The sequence below is a fragment of the Planctomycetaceae bacterium genome (assembly GCA_039680605.1).
In the GTDB taxonomy this organism is placed as follows: domain Bacteria; phylum Planctomycetota; class Phycisphaerae; order SM23-33; family SM23-33; genus JAJFUU01.
In genome coordinates, this window is the sequence record JBDKTA010000021.1 from 1 (window position 1) to 26,303 (window position 26,303).

The 26,303-nt window shown below is 64.4% G+C and carries 15 protein-coding genes and 1 pseudogene; 10 read left to right on the top strand and 6 right to left on the bottom strand.

The window, feature by feature from the left end:
* A partial coding sequence (gene clpX / locus ABFD92_05620) for an ATP-dependent Clp protease ATP-binding subunit ClpX (protein MEN6503997.1) occupies nucleotides 1-1,133 on the top strand: 1,133 nt, incomplete at its 5' end.
* A gap of 179 nt (nucleotides 1,134-1,312) precedes the next feature.
* Nucleotides 1,313-2,905, top strand: a complete 1,593-nt coding sequence (locus tag ABFD92_05625; protein MEN6503998.1) for a GAF domain-containing SpoIIE family protein phosphatase — start codon at nucleotides 1,313-1,315, stop codon at nucleotides 2,903-2,905.
* 56 nt (nucleotides 2,906-2,961) lie between these two features.
* On the opposite strand, the gene ABFD92_05630 is transcribed toward ABFD92_05625, so the two are convergent.
* Nucleotides 2,962-4,929: a DUF6785 family protein gene (locus ABFD92_05630; protein ID MEN6503999.1), complete on the bottom strand. Its 1,968-nt coding sequence runs from the start codon at nucleotides 4,927-4,929 to the stop codon at nucleotides 2,962-2,964.
* Nucleotides 4,930-5,052: 123 nt separating this feature from the next.
* Between ABFD92_05630 and ABFD92_05635 the strand changes: the two genes are divergently transcribed.
* The 3 genes and pseudogenes from ABFD92_05635 to ABFD92_05645 all read left to right on the top strand — a co-directional run bounded on the left by ABFD92_05635 (nucleotide 5,053) and on the right by ABFD92_05645 (nucleotide 7,435).
* Nucleotides 5,053-5,442: a hydrogenase maturation nickel metallochaperone HypA gene (locus tag ABFD92_05635; protein MEN6504000.1), complete on the top strand. Its 390-nt coding sequence runs from the start codon at nucleotides 5,053-5,055 to the stop codon at nucleotides 5,440-5,442.
* On the top strand, nucleotides 5,402-6,058 hold the full coding sequence (hypB, locus tag ABFD92_05640; protein ID MEN6504001.1) for a hydrogenase nickel incorporation protein HypB: 657 nt from the start codon (nucleotides 5,402-5,404) through the stop codon (nucleotides 6,056-6,058). Before ABFD92_05635 ends, hypB begins: the two co-directional genes overlap by 41 nt.
* Before the next feature lie 163 nt (nucleotides 6,059-6,221).
* Nucleotides 6,222-7,435: pseudogene (locus ABFD92_05645) on the top strand (alpha-L-fucosidase).
* Between the two features lie 100 nt (nucleotides 7,436-7,535).
* Here the strand turns inward: ABFD92_05645 and ABFD92_05650 are convergent.
* Nucleotides 7,536-11,309 (bottom strand): PQQ-binding-like beta-propeller repeat protein, encoded by a 3,774-nt coding sequence (locus tag ABFD92_05650; protein MEN6504002.1) that lies wholly within the window; start codon nucleotides 11,307-11,309, stop codon nucleotides 7,536-7,538.
* A 325-nt stretch (nucleotides 11,310-11,634) separates the two neighbouring features.
* Here ABFD92_05650 and ppdK point away from each other — a divergent pair, with 325 nt between their 5' ends.
* The 3 genes from ppdK (at nucleotide 11,635) to ABFD92_05665 (ending at nucleotide 15,265) form a co-directional block, all read left to right on the top strand.
* A complete protein-coding gene (ppdK, locus tag ABFD92_05655) occupies nucleotides 11,635-14,436 on the top strand; it encodes a pyruvate, phosphate dikinase (GenBank protein ID MEN6504003.1) in 2,802 nt (933 codons plus the stop codon).
* A gap of 149 nt (nucleotides 14,437-14,585) precedes the next feature.
* On the top strand, nucleotides 14,586-14,888 hold the full coding sequence (locus ABFD92_05660) for a hypothetical protein (protein MEN6504004.1): 303 nt from the start codon (nucleotides 14,586-14,588) through the stop codon (nucleotides 14,886-14,888).
* Nucleotides 14,885-15,265 (top strand): EF-Tu/IF-2/RF-3 family GTPase, encoded by a 381-nt coding sequence (locus ABFD92_05665; protein MEN6504005.1) that lies wholly within the window; start codon nucleotides 14,885-14,887, stop codon nucleotides 15,263-15,265. The genes ABFD92_05660 and ABFD92_05665 overlap by 4 nt, the downstream gene beginning before the upstream one ends.
* A 19-nt stretch (nucleotides 15,266-15,284) precedes the next feature.
* Here ABFD92_05665 and ABFD92_05670 read toward each other — a convergent pair whose 3' ends face one another.
* Both ABFD92_05670 and ABFD92_05675 read right to left on the bottom strand, forming a co-directional pair.
* Nucleotides 15,285-16,358, bottom strand: coding sequence for a hypothetical protein (locus tag ABFD92_05670; GenBank protein MEN6504006.1), 1,074 nt, complete (start codon nucleotides 16,356-16,358; stop codon nucleotides 15,285-15,287).
* A gap of 2 nt (nucleotides 16,359-16,360) precedes the next feature.
* Entirely contained in the window at nucleotides 16,361-17,194 is an 834-nt protein-coding gene (locus ABFD92_05675) for a sulfite exporter TauE/SafE family protein (GenBank protein ID MEN6504007.1), read from the bottom strand.
* A 269-nt stretch (nucleotides 17,195-17,463) separates the two neighbouring features.
* Here ABFD92_05675 and ABFD92_05680 point away from each other — a divergent pair, with 269 nt between their 5' ends.
* Complete coding sequence (locus ABFD92_05680; GenBank protein ID MEN6504008.1) at nucleotides 17,464-21,546, top strand: chemotaxis protein CheB; 4,083 nt, start codon at nucleotides 17,464-17,466, stop codon at nucleotides 21,544-21,546.
* A 191-nt stretch (nucleotides 21,547-21,737) separates the two neighbouring features.
* Here the strand turns inward: ABFD92_05680 and ABFD92_05685 are convergent, their stop codons facing one another.
* The gene (locus ABFD92_05685; GenBank protein MEN6504009.1) at nucleotides 21,738-23,006 is read right to left on the bottom strand and encodes a hypothetical protein; all 1,269 of its coding nucleotides are present in this window, start codon (nucleotides 23,004-23,006) and stop codon (nucleotides 21,738-21,740) included.
* 208 nt (nucleotides 23,007-23,214) lie between these two features.
* Nucleotides 23,215-24,504 carry an amidohydrolase family protein gene (locus ABFD92_05690; protein MEN6504010.1) on the bottom strand — a complete coding sequence of 430 codons (1,290 nt, stop codon included), beginning with the start codon at nucleotides 24,502-24,504 and terminating at the stop codon, nucleotides 23,215-23,217.
* Nucleotides 24,505-25,361: 857 nt separating this feature from the next.
* Here ABFD92_05690 and ABFD92_05695 point away from each other — a divergent pair.
* Nucleotides 25,362-26,195, top strand: coding sequence for a LamG-like jellyroll fold domain-containing protein (locus tag ABFD92_05695; GenBank protein MEN6504011.1), 834 nt, complete (start codon nucleotides 25,362-25,364; stop codon nucleotides 26,193-26,195).
* Nucleotides 26,196-26,303: the final 108 nt, after the last annotated feature.

Below are 26,303 nucleotides of genomic sequence, written 5' to 3' on the forward strand. Positions count from 1 at the left end.
AGACCGCTGAGAGTGCGCCGCTGTTCACCAGCATTCCAACGCCGCGGCAGATCCAGGAATTCCTGGACCAGTACGTCATCGGCCAGGACCACGCCAAGCGCGTGCTGTCCGTGTCGGTGCACAACCATTACAAGCGCCTGATGCATGCAGATACCGACGACGCCGAAGCCGTCGAGATCGACAAGTCCAACGTGCTGCTGATCGGCCCCACCGGCTCGGGCAAGACGCTGCTGGCCCGCACGCTGGCCCGCGTGCTGAACGTGCCCTTCGCCATCGGCGACGCCACCACGCTCACCGAGGCCGGCTACGTGGGCGAGGACGTGGAGAACCTGCTCCTCAAACTCCTCCACGCCGCCGATTTCGACATCGAGAGCGCCCAGCGGGGGATCATCTACATCGACGAGATCGACAAGATCGGCAAGACCAGCCAGAACGTTTCGATCACCCGCGACGTCAGCGGCGAGGGCGTGCAGCAGGCCCTGCTCAAGATGCTTGAGGGCACCGTCGCCAACATCCCGCCCCAGGGCGGGCGCAAGCACCCCGAGCAGCAGTACATCCAGATGGACACCACGCACATCCTGTTCATCTGCGGCGGAACGTTCACCGGATTGAGCGACATCATCAAGAAGCGCCTGGGGCGAAAGCTCATCGGCTTCGCCGGCGAAAGCCAGAGCGAAGACGCCGTCAAGGCCAACTCCGACGTGCTCGAACAGGTCCAGCCCGAAGACCTGGTACACTTCGGCATGATCCCCGAGATGATCGGGCGCCTGCCCTGCATCACGGCGCTGCGGCAACTCGACGAGGCGGCGCTGGTGACCATCCTCACCGAGCCCCGCAACGCCCTGATCAAGCAGTATCAGCAGTTGTTCCGCATGTCCGAGGCGTCGCTGGAGTTCCTGCCCGACGCGCTGGCGGCCATCGCCCGCAAGGCCATGGCCCGCGACGTCGGCGCCAGGGCGCTGCGCGGAGTGGTCGAGGACCTCATGCTCAACCTGATGTTCGACCTGCCCGACCAGGGCAACGCCGCCGACGGCGGCGAGTACGTCATCACCGGCGACATGGTCGACGGAACCGTCAAGCCCACGCTCTTCGCGGCCCGCAAGACGCCCAAGCCGAAGAAAGAAAGCGCCTGACAAAAGCAGTTGTGAGTTGTGTGTGGTGAGTGGTGAGTGAACAACAAAAGCACTTTCTTCTCACTCACCACTCACAACTCACCACTCACCACTTCTTCTTACTTACCACTTACCATGGTCCCTCCGCACTGGTTTGGGGTTAGAGAATGTGGTATAACCCCGGCAGGGCAACCAATCCCATGACCGACACCCCCCCAAAAAAACCTGTGATCAGCGAATATCTGTCCCTGGAGACAGTGCGGGCGGTCCAGCGCTCTTATGGCGAGGCCTGCGGCGGGCAGGTCTGCATCTGCTCGCCCGAGGGCGATCTGCTCGAGTCTCCCGGTCAGCGCCCGCCCCAGACCTCGCAGCACGTGCGGTTTGAAGGCTCGGTCATGGTCGATTCCGAACAGGCCGCGCGCGTCGTGCTGCTGTACCCCAAGCCCGCCTCGCGACTCAGCGCCGCGGCGCGGAACTGGCTGACCCGCTTTACCGAGATCATCGCCCAGACCGTCACGCAGCTTGCCCTGGCGCAGAAACGTCTGCGCAGCCGCGTGGAAGAGCTCTCGGCGATCTACCGCCTCACCGCCGAGTTCACCTCCAAACGCGACCTCAAGAGCGTGCTGGCGCTGGTGACCAAGACGGTGGTGGACCTGATGGGGATCAAGGCCTGCGCCGTGCGGCTGCTCAGCGACGACCGCACCGAATTGCAGATCGCCGCCGCCGAGGGGCTCGGGCCGGAGTACCTGGCCAAAGGCCCCGTGCCGCTGGCCCAGAGCAAGCTCGACCAGGAAGTCGTCACCACGCGCCAACCGTTGTACGTGCCCGACGTGCAGACCGACCCGCGCATCCTGTACCCCGCCGAAATGGCCCGCGAGGGCATCGTCAGCCTCCTGTGCGTGCCCCTGATCTACCAGGGACGCCCCGAGGGCGTCATCCGCGTCTACACGCACAAGCAGGACGTCTTCGACTGGTACGAGATCTCCCTGCTGACCAGCATCGCCGCCAGCGCCGCCGGCGCCATCGTCAACGCCCGGCTGTACCAGGAAGCCCTGCGACTGGCCGAGGTCGACCGCCAGATCAAGCTGGCCGCCGTCGTGCAGCGCCGCATGATGCCCGAGACCCCCCCGACCCTGGAAGGCTACGATATCCACGCCGCCTACGTCCCCTGCTTCGAGCTCGGCGGCGACTTCTACGACTTCTTCCCCCTGCCCCAGAACAACCTGGCGCTGGCGGTGGCCGACGTCGTCGGCAAGGGCATCCGCGCCTCGCTGCTGATGGCCACCATGCGCGCCTACCTCCACGCCCACGCCTCGAACATCTACGACATGTCCGAGGTGCTGGCCAACGTCAACCGCGACGTCTGCGAAGACACCCTCATCAGCGACTTCGCCAGCCTGTTCTACGGCGTCATCGACACCCAGAGCGGGCAGTTCACGTACGCCAACGCCGGGCATCCGCCAGCCCTGCTGGTCCGCGACGGAACCTGCTGCCATCTCAAGAGCGGCGGAACCGTCCTCGGGGTCGACCTCCAGGCCAACTGGGGGCACGAGATGTTCGTCCTGGAAAGCGGCGACACCATCGTCGCTTACACCGACGGGCTCACCGAGGCCCTCAACTTCGCCGACGAAGCCTTCGGCCTGCGCCGCGTGGAAGAGGCCGTCAGCGAAGCCGTCGCCGCCGGGTACAACGCCCAAGGCATCACCCGCCACATCTTCTGGCGCCTCCACCGCTTCAGCGGCCTCCAGACCGCCATCGACGACGTGACGGTCATGGTCGTGCGGAAAGAATAGGACGAACAGCATAGGACCTATAGGTCCTATTGGTCCTATTCCCTCCTATTCCCCCTCTATTGCGCGGTGTAGCCTGTCGCGGTAGTGATAATCATCATCAGCATCGTGGCGATGACTTCCCCGGCGATCAGGCCCATCATCGTCGGTTTGAAGTTCTCGTAGCTCTTGGCCCCGCCGAAACGCGTCACGCCGGTCTTGATCGCCCAACCCAGCAGGAACGAGCCGGCCAGCCACTGCGCGTAGAACGTCACGAACACCAGGAACATCGCCGGATGCAGCGGCCACCAGGCGAAGCGGATGCGGGCGGCCGAAAACAGAATCACCAGCCCCGCGGTGATGGCGAAGGCGGCAACGAGGTCGCGATGAACTTTGATGCGCCCCAGGGTCTCCATGACGCCGGCGGGGCTGTGCCAGGTCTGGTTGGCGGTGAACTTGATATCCTGCTGGACCTTGATGGCTCCGTCGATGGGCCACTTGACCGAGGCGAACTCGCCGGTCTTGGCCCCTTCGCCGACGCCCCTGTCGTAGCGGTCGAGGAAGAACAGCGGCACCACCAGCGCCAGGCACAGCAGCACCGACGCCCCGGCGGCCAGGCCGCTGCGACCCGGCGCGATGCCCTTTATCTCCGTCAGGCGCAGCCCCTGGCTGACCAGCACGATGAACTGGCTGCCCAGCGCGCCGGCGCCCAGGATGCTCAGGACGAGGTAATTCTCCTGCCCCATCGCCGCCAGGCCCAGGAACCCCAGCAGCGTGATGCCCGGGAACACGTACGCCTGGATGAGATAGACGCCCGTCTCGGAAACCAACCGCGTAAACACCAGGGCGATCGACAGCAACGCGATCAGAAACAGCGAACCGACCAGCCAGTTGATCCCGATCCCGGACAGCAGCGCCACGGCCGCCACGGAGGAGATAATCAGCAACCGCAGCCCCCAGACGGCAAAGGCGGGCACCGCGTGTCGGGCGGGGATGAATAACGCCGAACAGAGCGTGTCCCAGTAGAACCGCCTCCCCAGATACAGCAGGACGAGGACGGTTCCGCCCCAGGCCCCGGCGTAGAGGAACTGCGTGCGGTCGGGCTCCATCACGCCGCCCTGGATCTGCACGCCCATGATCTGGAGCCAGCCGATCAGAAACGTGAACAGCAGCGGACCGATCCCCATCGACAGCGACAAGTCCGACGACAGCAGGTACGCCAGCCCCACGACCAGGAAGAGGATCGACGGCGACGTCAGCGCCGGCGCCGCGTTGCCGGCCATGTATGTGTCCGAAAGCTCGAACACCGGGGCGAACTCCAGGAGCAGCGGGATCTTGCCCCAGCCCAGGTACGAGCTGGCGTAGTTGAACATGAGGATCAGGATCACCACCCCGGCGGCGATCCAGAACGACAGGCTGCCCACGACGCTGCGTCCTTTGCCCCGGGCGGGCATCAGGAAGCTGACGAACGTCGCGATGGGATACGAGAGGCGTTCGTGGACGGACCATTGCTGATGCACCACCAGCGCCAGGCCCAGGCAGGCCAGCGTGATCGCCGCGATCAGCGGCAGGTAGAACGCCAGCGGGCGCTGCCAGGCGTACCAGGGCACGTCGCCCAGGCCGATATGCTGCTCAGGAGTGCCCTTGCCGTCGACGTAGTCCTGCAGCGGGTCGGACGAGCCCTGGAGCGAGGTTTCCGACAGCATCGCCGCGGGCAGTTGCTCCAGCACGCGGGCCTTCTTCCAGTCCGCGCGGGTGCGGGCGACGACATGAGGCAGCATCGCCATGTCCGGCGCGCCGCCCAGCAGGCCCGGGGCGCTTCCGCCGGCGAGCATCAGCATCGCAATGACCGCCAGCTCCTTGGGCGACAGCTCCCACCCCCGCACCCGCCGCGCCAGCGGGTTGTACGCCAGCGTCGCCAGAATAAGGATGCTGAAGATGCCCGCCGGCAGGAACCCGGGCCCCATGAAATCCTGACGCAGCAGAACCGTCAACAGGCACAACACTGCAGAGAGCACTACCCCAACGGCAACGGATCGAAACGTCATACGTCCATCCTGAAAATAGCAAGAACTCGATAGTCTTTCTTTATATCACTTTGAAGAAGTATTGGGAACTATGAACATGCGATAGTAGACAGGGCGCGAGCTAAATAGTATTGTCTGATTGACATGCACGAAGGCTCGATAGCGCAGGGCGTTCTGGACGTGGCGGCGCGGGCGCTGGCTTCGAGGCCGGCGGCGCGGCGGGTCACGCGCATCAACCTGGTCATCGGCGTTCTGGCCGGTATCGACGGGGAGTGCCTGCGGTTCTACCTGCAGGAGCTCTCGCGCGACACGCCGGTCTTCGGCGCCGCCGTCGAGATCGCCTCGCGCAGCGCCACACTCACCTGCCGCAGTTGCGGCGCCGAGCAGGCCTATGACGGGGCGGGCGATTTCGCGCTGCATTGCAGCCGCTGCGGCGGCGAGAACGAACTCGCCGGCGGCGACGAACTGTACGTAGAATCGGTGGAGGTCGAAGATGAGCAAGATCAAGGCGACCGAGGCGATCCTCAGCGATAACGACCGCCAGGCCCTGGCCAACCGCCAGCGCCTCGACGCGCTGAAACTCACGGGCGTCAACGTGCTGGCCTCGCCCGGGGCGGGCAAGACCAGCGTCATCGTCGCGGCGCTGCAGGGGCTCGACGGCCTGACCCGCGGCGTGATCGAGGGCGACGTGGCCTCGTCGATCGACACCGACCGCATCCGCGGCCTGGGGTTCCCCGCCGTGCAGATCAACACCGCCGGCGGCTGTCATCTCACCGCCGACATGGTCCGCCAGGCGCTGGACGAACTGGGTCTGCAGGGACCGGGCATCCTCTTCATCGAGAACATCGGCAACCTCATCTGCCCGGCGTCGTTCGACCTGGGCGAGCACGTGCGGCTGGTGATCGCCAGCGTCGCAGAGGGCGACGACAAACCCACCAAGTATCCGCTGGTCTTCACCCTGGCCGACGCGGTCGTGCTCAACAAGACCGACCTGGCCGCCCTGACGGAGTTCGACCTGGACCTCTTCCGCACGCGCCTGCGGGCCGTCAACCCCCACGCCCCCCTGTTCGAAGTCTCCTGCCGCACCGGCGAAAACCTCCCCCTGCTGCGCCAGTGGTTGCTGGACACGCGATGCAAGCAGACCCATTAGCGGCGGGGACTCGTGCTGCGCCACTGGGGGTTCAGGGAACCAACCGCGCGGAGCAAGCTTCGCCGCTAACATGGATCGCTCGCGGTGACCGATTCCTTGACTTTTCTTCGTATTCTTTGTGTTCTTTGTCATCTCTGTGGCAAGCTGTATCAGGAGACTGACCATGCAACCCTTCGGCAACGCGCGCGACTGGTTTGTGCAGAAGCGTTTTGGCTTGTTCGTCCATTGGGGCATCTACGCTATCGAAGGCTGGCATGAGCAGGACCAGCAGCGCCGGCACATTCCTCGCAACGAGTATGAAAAGCTCGCCGGGCGATTCAACCCCACGGCGTACGACCCCGAGGCCTGGCTCGACATGGCCGAGCAGGCGGGCATGCAATACGTCTGCTTCACCACCAAGCACCACGACGGGTTCTGCATGTGGAACTCGGCCCAGACCGACTACAAGATCACCAACACCCCCTACGGGCGCGACGTGCTGGCGATGCTGGCCGCCTGCCAGCGCCGCGGCATGCCGCTGTGCCTGTACTATTCGATTGCCGACTGGCACCACAAATGCTACCCCAATCAGGGCCGCCATCATGAACTGCCCCCGCAGGATGGCGACACGCCGGACCTGGAGGCGTACGTCGCGTATCTCCGCGCGCAGATCGAGGAGCTCTGCACCAACTACGGACCGGTCGCCGGCATCTGGTGGGACATGAACGTGCCCGAGCACCGCGACGAGAGCATTCACGACATGATCCGCCGCCTGCAGCCCGGCGCGGTCATCAACGATCGCGGATTCGGCGCGGGCGACTTCTCGACGCCCGAGCGCGAGGCCGCCGGGGCCCTGTTCACCCCGTTCGCCAAGCGCATCGAGGCATGCCAATCGGTGGGCTGCAGAGCTGGGGGTATCGCCGTGACGAGGACTACTACGCCGACCGCGCCCTGATCCGGGCCATCGACGGCTATCTCGCGCGCGGGGGCAATTACCTGCTCAATGTCGGTCCGATGGCCGATGGCACGATCGCCCCGCAGGCCCGCGCGATTGTCCAGCGCGTCGGGGCGTGGTACCGCCGGGTGCGCGAGGCGTTCGACGCCGAAGCGGCGCCGGAGCTGATCGACGAGCGGCGATTCCCCGTCACGCGGCGCGGCAACACGCTCTACATCCACATGACCGACCTGGAAACGTGCGGCCTGGCGCTGCGCCCCCTGGCGCGCCTGCCCAAGGCCGCCACGCTGCTCAACACCGGCCAACCCGTCGACGCGGCGCTGGATCTGCTGCCCTGGTATCACCGCGAGGGCAAAGCGTATCTGCACCTGCGCAACCTGCCGGCCAACGAACTGGCCGGCGAGGTTGGCGTGGTGCGGTTGGAGTTCGATGGTCCTCCGTAGCACGGGCGTCTCGCCCGTGAGCGCATGGCCATCCTGGCCATGCTCTGCGCTGATCACGGGCGGGACGCCCATGCTACTCATGGGCAAGATGCCCATGCTACTATTCGGCCACCAGCGTCACCCCGCAGAGCGTGGGGCGCTGATCTTTGTCCGGTTTAGCCTGGCCCGAAACGAGATCGAGTCTGATCGTGTCGGTCGCGGCGATGTTGGCGAAGGTCAGGACCACCGCCTTGTCCGGCGCGGCGGCTTCCTTGGCGATATCCAAGCCTTCTCGCACGGTCTTGCCTTGCAGCTTGATGTCGAAGACGCGCTTGCCCGGCGCAGCGCCGGCGGTCTCGGCGAACATCAGCTTGACCGTATACTTGGCCGGGCCGTCCTTGGGCCCGCGCACCTGCATCGTCAGCGACTTGAGCCCGTCGGCCCAGGAGTTGAAGACCCACGGCACGGCGGTGTCGGCGATCTTGTTCCACGTCGAGTCGCGCCGCGTGAAGGCGCCGCCTTCGTAGAACTCGGCCTTGATGGGCAGCTCGAAGCCGCCCTTGAACTTCTGCCGCGGATGCGCCAGCCAGAGCTGCGCCTCGCCATCGCGGCGGTCGCCCATGGCGCCGAGGTTCAGGTAGAGGTGCTTGACCGGCAGGGTCTCGCCGGCGAGCGTCGCGAAATCGCCATAGACGCGGTTCTCGTCGTCGTGTACCAGCACCACCGTGCCTTGCAGCGTGCCCGGGCAGCGGCAGGCGCTTCCGCCTGCCGGGAACGACGCCAGACCGTTTGCCGAGTTGAAGCTCATCCAGCAGCTCGGGCGATGGCTGTCGAAGGTCGCAGTGCCTTCGTTGCGGTCGATGTCGTAATACCCGTTGGCGTCGTTGCGGAAGAACAGGCAGTGCTTCGAGGCGTTGAAAGGCCCGCAGTTCTTGTACGGCCGCACGAAGAACCACGGGGTCTGGACGCCCGTGATGTCATGGACGACGGTCTTCTGCAGCCCGGTCTTGAGGTCCAGCATGAACGGTTCGGCCAGGATGTTCTGACCGATCAGGGCCAGGCGGCCGCGATAGTCATAGTTCTTCATCCAGACCACGTCGCCGGTTTCGGCGTTGCGGGCGATGATGACGCGGGTGGCCCAGCGGCCTCGGATGAGCCCGTCGAACGACTTGTCGCCGCCGATGCCCGAGAAGTGCAGGAGCATTCCGTCCTTGTACGCCAGGGTGGCCTCGGCGCCGCCCAGGGGCGCCACGTCGACGATGCGCTGCCACTTGGGCTTTCCGGTCTTGATGTCCACCGCGCCGAGCATCATGGTCCAGGGCCCGGCCTTGGCAAGGGCGGCCTGCGTTTCCTTGGAAAATGTGGGCAGGTATTTTTCCTTCTCAGCCAGCGCCCGCTCGAGGTCCGCCCCGCCTGCCCCCTGGGCGTAGCCGATGTACACCACGCCGTTGGCGATGGCGAGGGTGTTGGAACGGAACCACGTCGTCGGGTACGTCCAGATCACTTTGCCCGTGGCCGCATCCATGCCGAAGAGCACGTCGCTGTTGGCGACGGGGCCGACGTCGCCGCTCCACTTCGACACGGGCATGTAGCCGATCGATCGCGAGCCCACAATCACGCCGTCGACGACCGCAAAATAGCCCCACGTGCGGCGCTTGCCGTCCTCGGCGGCCGGCAGCTTGTATTCCTTGAGCATCTTGCCCGTCTCGGGATCGAGCAGGCGCACGAACTCGTCGAAGACGATGTAGTAGCCTTGCGGACCGATAAAGGCATTGCCCGGCGTGAGGTCCACGTTCGGGTGGGCCGCGTTCTCAAGCTCGTAGAACCACAACTCGGTGCCGTTGTACGCGTCGTAGGCGCGAACGCCCTGGCGGGTCTGGACGAACAACCGCCCATCGGCGGCCAGCGGCGACGAGCCGCTGTGGTGGCGGTCGACCATGTGTTCGTAGCCGGGTTCGCCGAACCACTGCAAGCGGAAGGGCGCTCGCACCAGGTCGTCCTCGCTGGTGCCGGTATTGGCCTCGGTGCCGTACTGGGCGGTCCAGTTGGCCGCCCCGGGCAGAGCCGGACGCTTGAAGATCGCCCAGCCGTCCCTGGCTTCAGACGCCGCCAGCGGAGTATCGACCGCCCAGCTCTTGAGAGCGTCGCCGCCGCCGCTGAGAACGACCGCCCCGCGCAGCGGCGTGCAGACTCTCACCATTTCAGCGGCGCTGCCGCACGGTTTGCCGCTGACGATCGCCGTCTCGGACACCACCAGGTTGGCGAAGTACTTCGTGAAGGGCAGCTTCTCCAGCGACGCCTGCATCACGACGGCACGACCGCCGTAGAAACCGGCCTTGTCCTGCAGCGTGCGGGCCGCTTCGACTTTCGCCGCGTCGGGCGAGACGGCCACGATGTTCAGCTCGCTGCGCCGCGCCAGTTCCAGCGCCAGTTCGCCCGTCTCGACGCCGTAGACCAGGGCAAACCCCTTGCGCGCGGGGGCGAGTTTCAGGATCGCATCGGCGGCGGCCGACATCGCCGGCGAGGCTTTCACGTCTTCGACAGATTCGGCGACGTTGCCGACAGCTTTGGCGCCGGCGGCTGCGAAGCAGTAAATCTCGCCGGTGTCGCAGGAGACGTACAGCCGCCCGTCGCTGAGGGCCAAATGCAGCACCGAGCCGGGCAGGTCCTGCGCCCAGAGCGTTTTGCCGTCTGCGGCGTCGAGCGCCGCGAGCTTTCCCTTGCCGCCGACGAAGAGCGTCTTGCCCGACAGGATGATCGACTCGGGCAGCGGGAACGGAACGGTCCAGCCCTTCTTGTCGCCCGGGGCGGGAGCGTTGCCGCGGCGCTTCTGCGCTTCATTGGGGCCGCTCGGGTCGAACGGGATCGCCGTCACGCTGGTCGAGAGCTCGTTGCCCTTGGGATTATTGCACGAATAAACCATGCCGTCGGCGTAGACCAGCCGTCCGCCGGGGAAGGCGCCCAGGCTCTTGCTCGTGCCATACTCGGCCGCGCCCGGGTGCTCGCGCTTGATCGGCCAGCACTGGGTCCCCGCCCAGCCGGAAAACAGCAGGTCCTGATACATCGTGCAGAACGTCCCGCCGCCGTAATAGATGAAGAGCTTGTAGAGCATCTGCCCGCTCTTGCGGTCGTACACCGCCGGGGCCATCCGCCCCATCGGGACGACGAGGAAATCATCGGTCGCCAGTTGGTACCCGATCGGCGAGACGTGCTTGAGCCGATTCTCGCCCTCGCGGTCGTTCTTCCAGATGAGCTTGCCGCTGGCGGCCTCGACGGCGTATGAGTAAACGCCCTCCGAGGCGAAGATGCCCGCGCTGAAGTACGCTGCGCCCTTGTCTACCAGCACGCCCGTGCGCACCGGCCAGAGTGAGATCAGCCGCCCGTTGCCGATGATCTTGTGATCGTCCGGGGCCGCGCGGAACTTCCAGACCTGCTTGCCCGTGGCGGCGTCAACGCAGTACACGTGCCCATCGTCGCTGCCAAAGTATGCCTTGCCCTCGACGATCGCCGGCGCCAGGCGCACCGGGCCGTCCGTGTGGAACGTCCAGACCACGCGCCCGCTGGCGGCATCGAGGCAGTAGACCTTGCCGTCGCCCACCGAGCCGAAGTACACCTTGCCGCCGACAGCCACCGCCGCGTCGGCGCGGTCGAAGTCAATGACTCGCTTCTCGACGCCGCCTTCCCAGTTGGTGGACCTGGGATACCCCGGCCCGAACCCCGGCCGCGGGGCGAATCGAGTTTTGAACACCCACGTCTGCACCAACGGCAAGGCGATCTGCTCGTCGGTAGCGCCGGAGCGCTTATTGTCCTTGAGATATGTTGGCCAATCGGCGGCAAAGGCGGAGGTGCAGCAGAGCAAGACGCCAAGTAGGCCGGCAGGGAATCGCGCGCTCATCATAGACTCTCTTTCGTTGGTGGCGGGTCGGATGAACGCATTATATAGATAGCGGGGATGCCGCCCGCGCAAAAAGAGCCGGGGACTGCTTTGCCCGTCTTCGTTTCTAATCCTCTTAATCCGTTTCTGATCCGCGTAATCCCGCTCTCCCTGATCCCCGGCGTTGCGGGAATGAAGCATATTGACACGCGTGGGCGGGCGTTCTACACTTGCCGCCTGTTTCGTCTCAGGAGGCGGCGGTACTGGCTGCTCCTCCCTCGAACGGCTCGGGCGCCGGACGAAATCACACCCGCAAAGAACCCGCTTCCAGTTGGAGACATCGGAAATGGCTAAAGGCAGCAAGTTCGTGTATTTCTTTGGCGGCAAGGGCACCGAAGGCCGCGGCGATATGAAACAACTCCTGGGCGGCAAGGGCGCCAACCTGGCTGACATGTGCAGCCTGGGCCTTCCCGTGCCCCCCGGATTCACCATCACCACCGAGGTCTGCGACCTGTTCTACAAGCTCGGGCGCAAGTACCCCGCGGACCTGGATGCCCAGGTCGACGCCAATATTGCCAAGCTCGAGAAGCTCACCGGCAAGACGTTCGGTCACGGCGGCAACCCGCTGCTGGTCAGCGTCCGCAGCGGCGCTGCCGCCTCGATGCCCGGCATGATGGACACCGTGCTGAACCTGGGTCTCAACGACCAGACGCTTCCGGCGCTGATCAAGCTGACCGGCAACGAGCGGTTCGCCTGGGACGCCATGCGCCGCTTCATGCAGATGTTCGGCGACGTCGTGCTGGACATGGAACACCATGACTTCGAGCACGCCCTCGACGGCGTCAAGAAGCGCCGCGGCGCCCAGCAGGACACCGACCTGGACGTCGAAGGGCTCAAGGAAGTCGTCGCCGAATACAGCAAGGTCTACGACCACGCCGGCAAGAAATTCCCGCAGAACGCCCGCGAACAGCTCCAGGCGGCTATCAACGCCGTCTTTGGAAGCTGGAACAACCCCCGCGCCATCAAGTACCGCCAGCTCAACGACATCCGCGGCCTGCTCGGCACGGCGGTCAATGTCCAGGCGATGGTCTTCGGAAACATGGGCGACACCAGCGGCACGGGCGTGGCGTTCACCCGCAACCCCTCCACCGGCGAGAACAAGTTCTATGGCGAGTACCTGATGAACGCCCAGGGCGAGGACGTGGTGGCCGGCATCCGCACGCCCCAGCCCATCGACCAGCTCGCCAAGGTCGACCCCACCAGCTATAAGCAGCTCGTGGCGATCCGCGAGAAGCTCGAGAAGCACTATCGCGACATGCAGGACATCGAGTTCACCATCGAGCGCGGGACGCTGTACATGCTGCAGACCCGCAACGGCAAACGCACCGCCCCGGCAGCGGTCCGCGTCGCGGTGGACCTGGTGGCCGAGAAGCTCATCACCGAGAAGGAAGGCGTGCTGCGCGTCGAGCCCAAGTCGCTCGACCAGTTGCTGCACCCGACGTTCAATCCCAAGGCCGAAGCGGCCGCCCAGGCCATCGGTCGCGGTCTGCCCGCCAGCCCCGGCGCGGCGACCGGTCAGATCGTCTTCTCGGCCCACGAGGCTGAGGAGTGGGAAGAGCTGGGCAAGAGCGTCATCCTCGTCCGCATCGAGACCAGCCCCGAGGACATCGGCGGCATGAACGTGGCGCAGGGCATCCTGACCAGCCGCGGCGGCATGACCAGCCACGCGGCGGTCGTCGCCCGAGGCATGGGCAAGTGCTGCGTGGCCGGCTGCAGCGACGTGGCGATCGACTACGCCGCCAAGACCCTCACCGCCGGCGGCGTGACGCTCAAAGAAGGCGATTGGATGAGCCTCAACGGCTCGCTGGGCACCGTGTACGCCGGCAAGATCGAGACCCAGGACGCCGCCCTGACCGGCCCCTTCGGGACGATCATGGACCTGGCCGACAAGTACCGCAAGATCGGCGTACGAACCAACGCCGACACCCCGCACGACACGGAAGTGGCCGTTCGCTTCGGCGCCGAAGGCATCGGCCTGTGCCGCACCGAACACATGTTCTTCGAAGGCGACCGCATCCTGGCGATGCGCGAGATGATCCTGGCCGAAGACGCCGTCGGACGCGAGAAAGCCCTGGCCAAGCTCCTGCCCCTGCAGCGCCAGGACTTCATCGGGATGTTCAAGGCCCTCGACGGCCGACCGGCGACGATCCGCTTCCTCGACCCGCCGCTGCATGAGTTCGTGCCCCACGACGCCGAAGGTCAGGCGCAGATGGCGGCAGTCATGGGCGTGCCCGCCGAGACGATCAAGGCCAAGGTCGACAGCCTGCACGAGTTCAACCCGATGCTGGGTCACCGCGGCTGCCGCCTGGGCATCACGTACCCCGTGATCACGGCGATGCAGGCCCGCGCGGTCATCGAGGCCGCCCTGGAAGTGCCCGGAAGCAAGCCCGAGATCATGATCCCGCTGGTCGGGACCGTCAAGGAACTGTCCAACCAGAAGGCCATCGTGCTGGCCGTGCTGGACAGCGTGATGGCCGAACGCGGCATCAAGAAGCTGCCCTTCGAGCTCAAGATCGGCACGATGATCGAAGTCCCCCGCGGCGCCGTCACCGCCGACGCCATCGCCGCCGAAGCCGAGTTCTTCTCCTTCGGCACCAACGACCTGACGCAGATGGGCTGCGGGTTCAGCCGCGACGACGCGGGCAAGTTCCTCAAGCAGTACGTCGATGACGGCATCTACGACTACGACCCGTTCCAGACCCTCGACCGCGAAGGCGTGGGCGAGTTGATCCGCATCGCCGTCACCAAGGGCAAGAGCGCCCGGCCGAACATTAAGCTGGGCATCTGCGGCGAACACGGCGGCGACCCCTCCAGCGTGGAGTTCTGCCACCTGGTCGGCCTCAACTACGTGTCCTGCTCGCCGTACCGTGTGCCGATCGCCCGCCTGGCCGCCGCCCAGGCCGCCATCCGCCACGGCAACCCCGGCAGCCTGCTGGCAACCGCCAAAGCAGCCCCCGCTGCCAAGAAGGCGCTTAAGAAAGCTGTCAAGAAAGCTGCCCCCAAGGCCGCAAAGAAGGCAGTCAAGAAAGCGGCGAAAGCGCCCGTCAAGAAAGCGGCAAAGAAGACCGCCAAGAAGTCCAAGCGCTAATAGCGCCCTGCGAGATTGAAGTAACAACCGCTGCGGTGGAGTCTCCACCGCAGCGGTTTTTTTGAGGTGGGTAGAGACGAGAACCGCCACATGGGGTAGAATGTCCGTGTGCTGTTCGTGCCTGGCTGTTTTCGCTGGGGATGATCCACATGATGGTTCTCAAAGAAAGAGAAGGACTGGTGGAATTGCTGCGGCTCGCGGCCGATGAGATGCTTGCCCGCGGAGAAACGCCCATTCTTTCTGATTTTGAGACATGCGCTGCTCTCGGTTCCTTTATACGTGAAGCTGCCGCACAAGTCCAAGCAGGCGATGACCGTTCAAGTACTCGCCTATGGGATATCTTTGCTCCGACATGCGAATGGGACGATGCGCGCGGTTCTCAAGACGTGGCAAACGCCATCTTCAAGATCATCGATCTTGTGTGGAGACCTAATCGTGGAGGCGAAAGATGAAACTAGGTATCGGAATAGGCCTTGCCCTTATACTTGCGGCATTCGTGATTTGGATGGTGCTCAGACGCAAAGAAGTTACTCAGACCCGCGCAAATACTCATTTCTCCATGCCGATCGACGATGTTTTTGCCTTGAAAATAAGGGGCAAAGTGGTGGTGGTAGGTGTTGTTTCCGAAGGCAAAGTTCAGTCTGGCGATATGCTCGTGATAGAAGCTGGGGGTAGAAGAATGCAAGTGACTGTCGAGTCGCTAGAGGCTTTCAATAAACCATTGAACTCTGCCAAAGCAGGGGACCGTGTTGGAATCATGCTGCACGGCGTGGAAAGAGAACAAGTAGTGTTGCCCGCTCTCTTAGCAGGTACAAAAGAAGGGGCATGACCTGTGCTCCTTCATCACTTCACTTATTGATCTTGAATGTCACGCTGGTGACGTGCTGGTTGGAGCAGTAGAGATTGACGGCGTACCATCCTGGTCCCGTCTTGGCGGCGATGCTCTTGAGGGGGAATTTCCACGTGTAGGCGGTGGCGTTGTCGCCCCAGGTAAAGTCGTGCATCGCCCAGATCGCCAGCGTTGTCGCCGGCCGCGAGGTCGGCATCGCGGTGCCGTTGAACGCGGCGGCCATGTCGCCGGCCTCGCGGGGCGAGCTGGCGGTGACGGCCAGCCTCATGCGGTTGTAGCGGCACTGGGCGGGCAGGCGCACTTGCACGATCATTTCCTGATCGGAGTTGAAGTGTCGCGTGGCCTCCGTTTTGCCGGCGGAGTTTTCAGCTTCGGTGGTCAGCGTTTTGTTGAAGTAGATCGCCACCTTCTCGCTCTTGGCGACGAAGCGCTGGGCGAGTTGCTGGCCCATGCCCTTGGCGGCCTGTTCGAGGCACTGATCGACGCTCATGTCGGGATGGTCGACGCCGGCGGAGGTGAACTCGCCGGCGATTTCGCGAGCCTGTGCGGAGAACTGGCGGTCGACGCCGATCATGACCACGTCGGCCTTGAGAGCGACCTTGTTGGCGACGCCCTTCTGTCTGCCGGTGTAGTTTCGGTCCCAGATCTCGTTGAAGCTGCTGCCCGAGCCGCCGAGGTTGACGTTATTGCCGGTGGTGAGGTGGGTGATCTTGCCCACGACGGCGGCCTGGATTCCCGGGATTTTGCCCAGCTTGGCGGCGATCGTCTGGGGCGAATCATAGCGTGCCAGTTCGACGCCGTAACCCTTGGCCATGCGCTCGAGGCGCTGTCCGCCGATGACGGTGTACGTGCCGTCGGCGGCCAGGGCCTGGGCGGCCGCAGCGGCGACGATGTCGGCCGACCGCGGGTCGCTGTTGCCCGGATCGAACGGCGCCACGGCGATGGTCTTGAGATCGGGCGTGTAGAACGGCGGAAAGTGCGAGACGGTAACCGTGTCTCGCATGTCGGCGGTGCAGCCGCCCACGGCGACCATCGCCGCCAACAGCGTCAGGTTGTTGAATATGCTCTTCATGGTCAAGGGCGCATGAAGACCCTGAGCCCGTCGATAACCAGCCCCACCCCGGCCAGCGACAGCAGCACGTAGACCAGAACCGTGAACTGCCGCGGTCCGACGCGGCGGTGCAGGTACACGCCCAGGACGGTCCCGACGACCACCGCCGGCACCAGCGCCAGCGAGGCGATCAGCGTGTTGGGATTGACCTGCCCTTCGATCATGTAAGGCCCGAACTTCAGGGCGTTGCCGATCCAATAATACAGCACCGTGCTGGCGACGAACATTCCCTTGGGCAGTTGCTGGCTGACCATGTACATCTGCGTGATCGGTCCGGCGGAGTGGCCGATCATGCTGGTGATCCCGGCGGCGGTGCCCACGAACGAGCCCTGCCAGAACACCGGGCGAAACGGCGTGCCCTCGCCCCGGCGGGCCTTGTAGATCTGAAGCGCGACGAACCACAGGCAGAACACGCCGATGCCCGTCATCAGCCACGCGTTGGCCAGGTCCTTCTGCCCCTTATCGTTCATCTGGTTGAGCCAGTGCAGCACGACCCACCCGATCAGGATCCCGACGGCGCCGCCGGGCAGAATCATCCACACCGCCCGCCAATTCCACTGGCGCCACCAGAAGTACACCGAGATCAGGTCGCAGACCATCAGCAGCGGAAGGATGATCCCCGCGGCCGCCAGCCCGTCCCGCGCGCAGGCGTAGATCATCATCGGCGTGGCCAGCAGCGCCATACTGCCGCCGAAGCCCGCCTTGGCCATGCTCATCAAGGCCGTCGCCAGCGACCCGACGAGGATAAACATCATCGGGTCGGCGCCGACGGGAAGATATCTTGCGATCGTTTCCATAAGCGGGCCACTATACCACAAAAAGGGCCGGCATAATTCAGGACATGCCCCAGGAATGGCACACCCTTGGCAAACGGGCCGAAGGCCTGCAATTCGTCAGCCGACGCTTACCCTGGGTGTTTTACCGACCTTATTTCCGGGATATCTACCTATTACATTATCAGATCAAGTTCAGTAAGCTATCCATTCGTTCTAAGGCCAAACTTCCAACGCGTTCACACCTGTCAAATGCTGAACGTCCGCCTACTATGTCTGTTGTGGAGCATGCGATGAAGCAGGAGTGTGACAAGAAGCAAGGCCCTGCCGAAACCGCCACGCCGATTATAGTTGGGATCGGGGCCTCGGCGGGTGGGCTGGAAGCCATGCAGGAGTTCTTCACGGCGATGCCGGCCGATAGCGGCTTGGCCTTTGTCGTTGTCCAGCACCTCGACCCCTCTCACGAAAGCCGCATGGCGGAGATCCTGGCCAAGTCCACCTCAATGAACGTCACACAGGCCCGGGATAAGATGCGCATCCAGGCCGACACTGTTTACACCAATCCACCGGGCAAAGTGCTGTGCCTCCGACACGGGCAATTCGAGATAGACCCCGCGGCGCAGCGCGGGCACGTCGAGGCCGCCATCGACAGCTTTCTGACCGCGCTGGCCCGTGACCAGGGCGCGCGGTCGGTGGCGATCATCCTCTCGGGCTCCAGCGGCGCCGACGGGCCCCAAGGCGTGCGGGCCGTCCGCGGCGCAGGCGGGATGTGCATGGCCCAGGACCCCGCGTCCGCGCGGTTCGCGCCGATGCCCCAGGCCGTCATCGACACCGGTCTGGCCGACTACGTCCTGCCCCCGAACCAGATGCCCGCGGCGCTGCTGCAGTTCGTCGAGCACTCCCATGGTCTGGGCGCCGGCGGCGGCACGGAACTGCCCCCGGAGCAGGACGTCGACCGCGTGGAAGACATCCTCAAGATTCTGCACAGCGGCGCCGGCAGCGATTACCGCCACTACAAGCGGACGACCGTGCTTCGCCGCATCCAGCGCCGCATGGGTCTGCGGCAAGTGCGCGACATGGCCCGCTACGCCGCCCTGCTCCGCACCGACGCCGAGGAGGTCATACATCTGGCCCAGGACATGCTTATCGGCGTCAGCGCGTTCTTCCGCGACACGGAGGCCTGGGAAGAACTCGCCGGCGAAGTCATCGGCCCGCTCGTGGCGGCCAAGGAAGAGGACGGCCCCCTGCGCGCCTGGGTCGTCGGCTGTGCCACCGGCGAAGAGGCCTACTCGCTGGGCATGCTGCTGCTCGAGGCGCGCCAGGCCGCGGGCAAGGCCTGCCCCGTGCAGATTTTCGCCACGGATATCGACGACGCGTCGCTGGAGAGCGCCCGGGTGGGAATGTATCCGCTGAGCATCGCCGGCGACGTCTCGCCCCAGCGGCTGCAGAGTTTCTTCACCCGCCAGGGGCAGAGCTACCGCGTCAGCAAAACCCTTCGCGACGCGGTGGTGTTTTCCCACCACAACGTGCTGACCGATCCGCCGTTTTCGCGCCTCGACCTGGTCACCTGCCGCAACCTGCTGATCTACCTCGAACCGCCCGCCCAGCGCAAGGTGCTTTCGGTGTTCAGCTTCGCGCTGAACGTCGGCGCTCACCTGATGCTGGGCAAGTCCGAGGGCGTGGCGGGCATGGAGAATCTGTTCGACCCGACCTCGCGGGGCAACCGCATCTACCGCCTCACGCGGTCCAACCGTCAGGTCGGCGGCGATCTGCCGCCGTACTTCAACGGCCAGAAGCGCGGCGTCGCTGAACGCGAACCGGTCAGGCCTGCCGCCGCAATCCTCTCGCAGGCGAATCTCGATGCGGTGCTGAGGCACTTCGATGCCAGCATGGTCCTGGTCGAGCCCGAGGGCAAGATCCTCTACTTCCACGGCCGCATGGAAAAGTACCTCGGTCATCCCGAGGGTCCGGCGAGTCTGAACATCCTGGACATGACGCCCAGCGGGATTTTTTCGGCCAAGCTGCGCCGGGCGATGAGCCGCGCCCACGGGCAGGACGAAACCGTTCGCCTCGACCACGTGCCCCTGCCGCGGGACGAGACGCCGCTGGTGAACCTGACGATTGTTCCCGTGCCGACCTCTATCGGCGGTGGAAAGATGCTGGCGATCATCTTCGAGCCCGCCCACCGCCCGCGCGGCGGCCGCCAGGGCGCGGCGCCGACAACCGAAGACGAGGCCCTGGTGGCCCAGCTCGAGGCCGAGGTCAAAGCCCTGCGCGGCGAACTGAGAACCCACACCGAGGACTACGACGCCGCCAACGAGGAGCTCAAGGCCGCCAACGAAGAGATGATGTCGATGAACGAGGAGCTCCAGGCGGCCAACGAGGAGCTGGAGAGTTCGAAGGAGGAACTGCAGTCGGTCAACGAGGAGCTCAACACCGTCAACAGCCAGCTCAACGACAAGGTCGGCGAGCTGACCGGCGCCAATAACGACCTGGCGAATCTGCTCGGGGCCACTGAGATCGCGACGATCTTCCTCGACGGGCGGCTGAATATCCGGCGCTTCACCACCCGGGCGACGGAACTGCTCAACGTGATCGACTCGGACATCGGGCGCCCCTTGAGCCACCTGACAGGCAACATCGACGGGGGCAACCTCGCCGCCGACGCCCAGGGCGTTCTCAAGAGCCTCTCGCCGCTGGAGAAGGAAGTGCAGGCTCGCGACGGGCGCTGGTACACGATGCGGATCCTGCCCTTCCGCACGCTGGACGACCGGATCGACGGGGTGGTGATCACCTACGCCGAGGTCAGCCGCCTCAAGAGCGTCGAACGGCAGTTGCTCTTTGAGACGGCGTACTCCCAGAGCGTCGTCGAGACAGTGCGCCACCCGCTGCTGGTGCTCGACAAGCAGTTGCGCGTCATGCGGGCCAACCGCGCGTTCTATGAAACATTCCAGGTTCAGCCCGAGCAGACAACCGACCGGCTGGTGTACGAACTGGGCAACGGGCAGTGGAATATTCCGCAACTGCGCAAACTGATCGAGGAGGTCCTCTCCAAGGAGTCGGGGTTCCAGGACTTCCGCGTCGAGCATGAGTTCCCCGACATCGGACGCAAGATCATGCTCATCAGCGGGCAGCACATCCCACCGCCCCCCGACATGCCCCAGCGCCTGCTGCTGACCATTGAAGACATCACCCAGCGCGAAAGCGACAGCCAGAGCCTCAACGACCTCAACGCCAGCCTCGCCGAACGCACGTCGCTGGCCGAACAGCGCGCCGGGCAGCTTCGGACGCTGGCCGCCGAACTGGCCCATACCGAACAGCGCGAACGCGAGCGACTGGCCCGCCTGCTCCACGACAACCTCCAGCAACTCCTCGTCGGCGCCAAATTCCAGCTCGGGGCCGTGCGCCCCAAGGTGCAGGACGCCCGCGTGGGCAAGGCCCTTGATGCGATCGAGAGCCTGCTGACCCAGTCGCTCGATACCTCGCGCTCGCTGACGGCCGAATTGAGCCCGACTATCCTTTACGAGGCCGGTCTCCACGCCGCTCTGCCCTGGCTGGCTCGGCAGATGCACGCCACCCAGGGCTTGAGCGTCGAGACGCACATGAACGCCGCCGTGGAGATGGACGAGGAGGGAATCGCCGTGCTGCTGTTTGCGGCCGTGCGCGAACTGCTGCTCAACGTCCTCAAGCACGCCGGCGTCAACGAGGCCGAAGTGACGCTGGACCACGTCCAGGACGACCTGGTTCGCGTGACCGTCAGCGACATCGGGTCCGGGTTCGATCCGACCAAGGTGCAAGCGGACCAGGGAACCGGCTCGGGCCTGGGGCTGTTCGGCCTCCAGCAGCGCCTGGAGCACGTCGGCGGGTCCTGCCGGATCGACAGCGCCCCGGGCCAAGGCACGCGCGTGACACTGACGGCCAAGCTTGGACCGCCGCGACGGGAGAGCGGACGCCCTATCGTCGCGGCGCACGAGCTAGAGGCCGCCGCCGCGCCGCAGGCCCAGGACGGACAGATTCGCGTGCTGCTGGTCGACGACCACGCCATCGTGCGCCAGGGACTGGCGGGCATCCTCAATCACGAGCGCGATATCAAAGTGGTGGCCGAGGCCTCCAGCGGCGAAGAGGCCATCGAGCAGGCCCTGCGCCACCGCCCCGACGTCATCATCATGGACATCAGCATGCCCGGGATGAGCGGCATCGAGGCCACAGGAAAGATCGTCGCCGAACAGCCCGCCGCCAGGATCATCGGCCTGTCCATGTACGCCCAAGACGACCGGTTCGCGGAAATGCGCCAGCAAGGCGCCGTCGCCTACGTCTGCAAAGGCGCACCGTCGGACGACCTGCTAGCCGCCATCCGCGCCGCCGCAGGCACGTAGCGGACATTTCACCGCGGAGATCGCGGAGATCGCAGAGGTCTGATGAGGGAGAAGCACAACGAACTCCGCCGGCGCGCTTCTCTGGCAGCGTGTATTTTCAATCAAAGCCATCGCAACCGCTGAATTGTTCTTTCGTTTTGAACCTCTTGCTTCTCTGCGGTCTCTGCGATCTCCGCGGTGAAACATTCGGGCTAATTCACCTTCCAGCCCGAGCAGGCTTCGCGGGCCAGCTCGACCCAGCGGACCAGGCGCTGCGGTTGGCCGTTGGTGACGTAGACGTCGCGCTGGACGATTTCGAGCCGGCAGCCGCTGGTGACGGCGACGGTCTTTTCCAGGACTTCGCGCTGGGCGCCTTCGTCGAACCGCTCGCCGCTGAGGATGTTGGGCGTGGGCTTGCGCGAGTAGGCGATGTTCTTTTCGCGGCAGCCTTTGGCGACGAGCTCTTCGTCGGCCCAGGGCGAGACCGACACGCGCGACAGGTTCGGCACGCTCGCCAGGTACTCCCAGATCGCATGCACCGGCTCGCAGCAACCGTAGTACACCTTGCCGAAGCGGTCCATGATCGCTTTGAGGTACGGGAAGACAAACTCGCCGTACTGCGCGGGGCTGATGCTGACGGACTCCTGGCTCTCGGAGCCCACCCAGCGGTCGAGGGCCCGCACGCGCCCGTCGAAGCCCGCGGCCGGCAGGTCGCGCGTGTAGCCCATCGAGCCGGCGGCGACGTAGTCCGGGCCGTTATTCAGCGGCCACGCCTGCTCGCTCTCGAGCCAGTCCACGTACGCCAACTGGTCGTCGCGCAGGAACGCCATCAGGCGGTGCAGGCCGGCCGGGTTGTCGTACATCATCAGCATGAAGCCTTCCAGGCCGATCAGGCTCAGGGCCGTGCTCGTCAGCGGGATGCAGAACTGCCACGGCGCGTCGGAAAGACGCGTGGGCAAGATGCCGCCGAAGACCTGATCGAGCCGGTCGCGCTGCACGCTGGTGGCCGCACGATCATATGTGGCGCTGCGGTGGCGCAGGCGGGCGAAGTCGGCGTCGTCGAGAGTCTTGAGCACCGGCTCGTAATGGAACGCCAACCCCGCGCCTTCCTTGTGCCGAACCGCCGAGCCAACGCCAAAGTCCGTGCGGTGGATGGCCGGGTAATACGGAATATAGTCCGGCACGACGTGGTCATCCCGCAGCACGTCGACCAGCCACTTCATGTGCCGCATCCCGAACTCGACGCCGCGGGCCCAGGCGTCGCTGCAGCGCAGGTCTTCGTCACCCACCGGCCAGTGCGGGCGACCGTAGCCGACTTCCATCAGCAGCATCGGCCGCCGCGCGGGCAGACCGGCGTCGTGGGCGTACCAGGCGTCGATCTTCTCGCGATTGCGGGCCGAGCCCGCCTCAGCCGCCTGCCAGTCGCCCAGCTCGCGCAGGATCTTCAGGTCTTCCTTGGTCAGTTGCATCTGTTCGCTCATAGGTCTTCTCTTTTCCAGGGAAACAACTTACCACAGAGGCTCAGAGGGCGCAGAGAGAGGATAAGTACGAATGCTCTTCTTTACCCTCTGCGTTCTCTGTGCCTCTGTGGTGGGTTATTGTTTCTTCTTCATTCGTGTCATCCACCTTCGCCAAGGCTACGGCGGACAGGTTCGTGACATTCGTGGACGTAACTCTTTTCCCGAACCGTCACAGACCCAGCTTGAACGTCCGGTTGGGGTTCTCGAACATCCAGTCGCGGGCGACGGCCTTGGCGTCGTCGAGGCTGAGGTAGTCGATCTCGACCATGCCCGACAGGGCGATGGCGATGTTGTCGCGGGCGATATCGGCGTGGGCCCAGGCGCGGTCGACGCTGCCGCCGAAGTCGCTGCCGTAGGCATGCACGCGGCTGTGCGGCACGCTCGAGAGAATCTGCTGGAACAGGCGCTGGCAGTAGATCGGGTCGATGATGTTCGCCCAGCAGAAGTCCAGCGTCACGTTGGGGAAGTTCTTGCCCAGGTACAGGTACTCTTCGGCGTACGGCCAATTGGCATGGAAGAGGTCGAAGTGTACGTCGCGGTGCAGCTCGATGACGCTGGTCAGGCCGATGGCGTTGGTCTTGACGATGTCGTTGCGGATGCCGGCCATGTGACCGGTGTGAATCTGCACCGGCAGGTCCAGCTCGCGGGCCATCCGCATGTACTCATGGAACAGGAAGTCGTCCAGCGGCTTGACGGCGTCAGGGAAGCCCGCCGACTGGCGCGGGTCGGCCATGAAGGCGTTGAAGATCTCCTCGGCCGCGGCGCGCGACGGGTTCCCGAACGCCAGCGTGCGCGAGTAGGCGCACTGGTCCTTGAAGCAGACGGCGCCGAACTTCTTGCAGCCGTCGAAGATCTCGCGGCAGGCGTCGAGGTATTCGTCGAGGCTCGTGACGTGTCGGCCGTCCAGGGCGCCGACGTTGGACTGCACGGACCAGTAGTCGCGCACGCCGTGGAACCGCGGCAGGGAGATCGCCAGTCGCCCGCGCGGGGTGAGCTTGAGCGTGCCGCCCAGCACGGCAGCCAGGTCCGGCCAGATGTCCAGGATGCGCGCGGCGATGTTGGCTTCCTCGAGCACCGCCTCGAAGGCCGCCGCGTCGGTGTAATCCGGCATGCGGCCGACCATGCTCTTGAGCACGTCGAGCGTGAGGGTGTCGGCGCCGTAGAACTTCTTGAGCACCCGCCGGGTGACGTGGGCGTACCCGGTGTGGCAGGAGGCCTTCCACGCCCGCTCGACCAGCGGCCAGCGCTCGTCGATGGAGCGAGTCGAGTCGCCCAGGATGGCGGCTTCTTTGTCGCTGAGGCAATTGGAGGCCTCGCTGTGGTAGTATCCGCCGATGACGACCATGACCGGGTCGGTGTACTTAGGCCCGCACGTGCCGGAGTGATCGTGGCAGTCGATCAGCGGCACGCCCTGGCAATACGCCCGCAGCTCGTCATAGCACTTTGCAGTTCCTCGCATGGACGCTCTCCTGAGTAAGGGTTGTCCGTGGGATGGAATGATTGTACGGCCGGAAGCAATTCCGGCAAGGTGGATTTAAGTCGAAAAACAAAGCCTCGCCACGGTCGAACATGAACCTTCGGTTCAGATCAATTAGCCGCTGAGGTCGCTGAGGTCGCAGAGGGAAGAAGTTGTTTCATCTCTTTACATCCTCAGCGTCCTCAGCGACCTCTGCGGCTTAATCTATCGGCCGCATAATCGCATTCTGCAACAGATTGTGGGCCAAGCCCGCGCCGGGCTGTTTGTGGCTTCAGAGTTTGGGTGCTTTTTGTACGCTTTTTGGGTGTGTTTTTAGCCCTCCTGAGCAAAGCCAATTGTTGCACAACCTATCCCGCAATTGTCCGTTCGTTGTTCTTTCTTGTCTGTTTTCAGCGTTTCTTCAAAACCGTTGTTGATATAAGTACTTGTCTTCTAAATGGTTACAGTGCAATTAACCTTCCGCCTCGCCCCAGGCAGACAATATTCCCGCTTGCGGCTTGGCAGGCTTAATCGGTGACGACCGCGGATAAAAGATCATTCTCAATCCGCCCAAGGCACCACGCCCTCAGAAGAATTGTCCGTTGAGGAGATATATTGACATGTCTTGTAAGCGTGGTATATTGCCAGTAAGAGTAGTACTGTGGGCTGTAAGCTTGAGCCTTGCAGGGCTTCAGAGGTGCCATCAATCCGGTGGCAAACCCTGTCGGGCGGAGGCGAGCATTTCTGGCCCGTCGCAGTGTTTGAACTCGCGCCCTTTTTGTGCGTGTGTTGTTGGCACATTAGTTTCCTGACCAATGGCATCGTAACCAGTTTCGGCAACGCAAAACGGAGACACAGACATGACGACGATTCACAGATCAGCTTTGATCGGCACGGTGGTATGTCTGCTTTCGGCGGCCGCTGCTCCTGCGGCTGTGACTAACTACTGGTCCATCAGTCCAACGTCTGCCGACACGACCAATGGTCTGATCGATGTCGTCGGCGGAAAGAACGCCGTTGCCGTCGGCGGCGGGCCAAGCTCCAATCCGGCCAATTTCAACCCCGGCGCCACAGGCGACCCAAATGAGGCCGCAAGGATTTGGGGCGGCACGATCCAGGGCGGCGCCTATCAAACCCCCATCATGAGCCTCGGAACGTCGTTCACCTACGAAGCCGTGTTCCAGTTCACCAACTGGGCGACCAACGGATGGGGCTACTTTGCAGGCCGCAGCGACGGGCCGATCGAACTGGGCTTCAGGAATCCCGGCAACGGGTCGGGCTATTGGACCTTCCGCGACCCGGTCAACGGCAACGTCAACTTTGGCAACATCTCCACTCCGTTAGCCGCCAATGCCTGGTACCACCTGGCGGTGACCTACGACGGCGCCACCGCCAATCTTTACCTGACCCGGATCCAGGAGAATCTGACGGCCGTCAGCCTGCTGTCGACTGGAACGACGGCAGTGAGCAGGAATCCTACCGGCACCGGCAGAGGTCTCGACATCGGCTGCGCCCAGAACGCAACGTTCAACATGGGCGGCTGGGTCGACTGGGCCGCTCTTCATAACCGGGCTCTGACGCCGGACGAACTGCTGCTGAACCTCCAAAACAACGAGCCGATTCCCGAGCCGGCGACCATGGCTCTGCTGCTCCTTGGCGGCATCGGCGCGCTGCTGAAGCGCAAGAGACGCTGACCGCCTTGAGATCAAGAGCAGCCGCGGCAAGCGGGAACCGGGAATCGGGAACCGTGTGCCATGGCGGCCGTCCCTCAGCCGCCATGTCCCCGACCCGTGTCGCGGGCG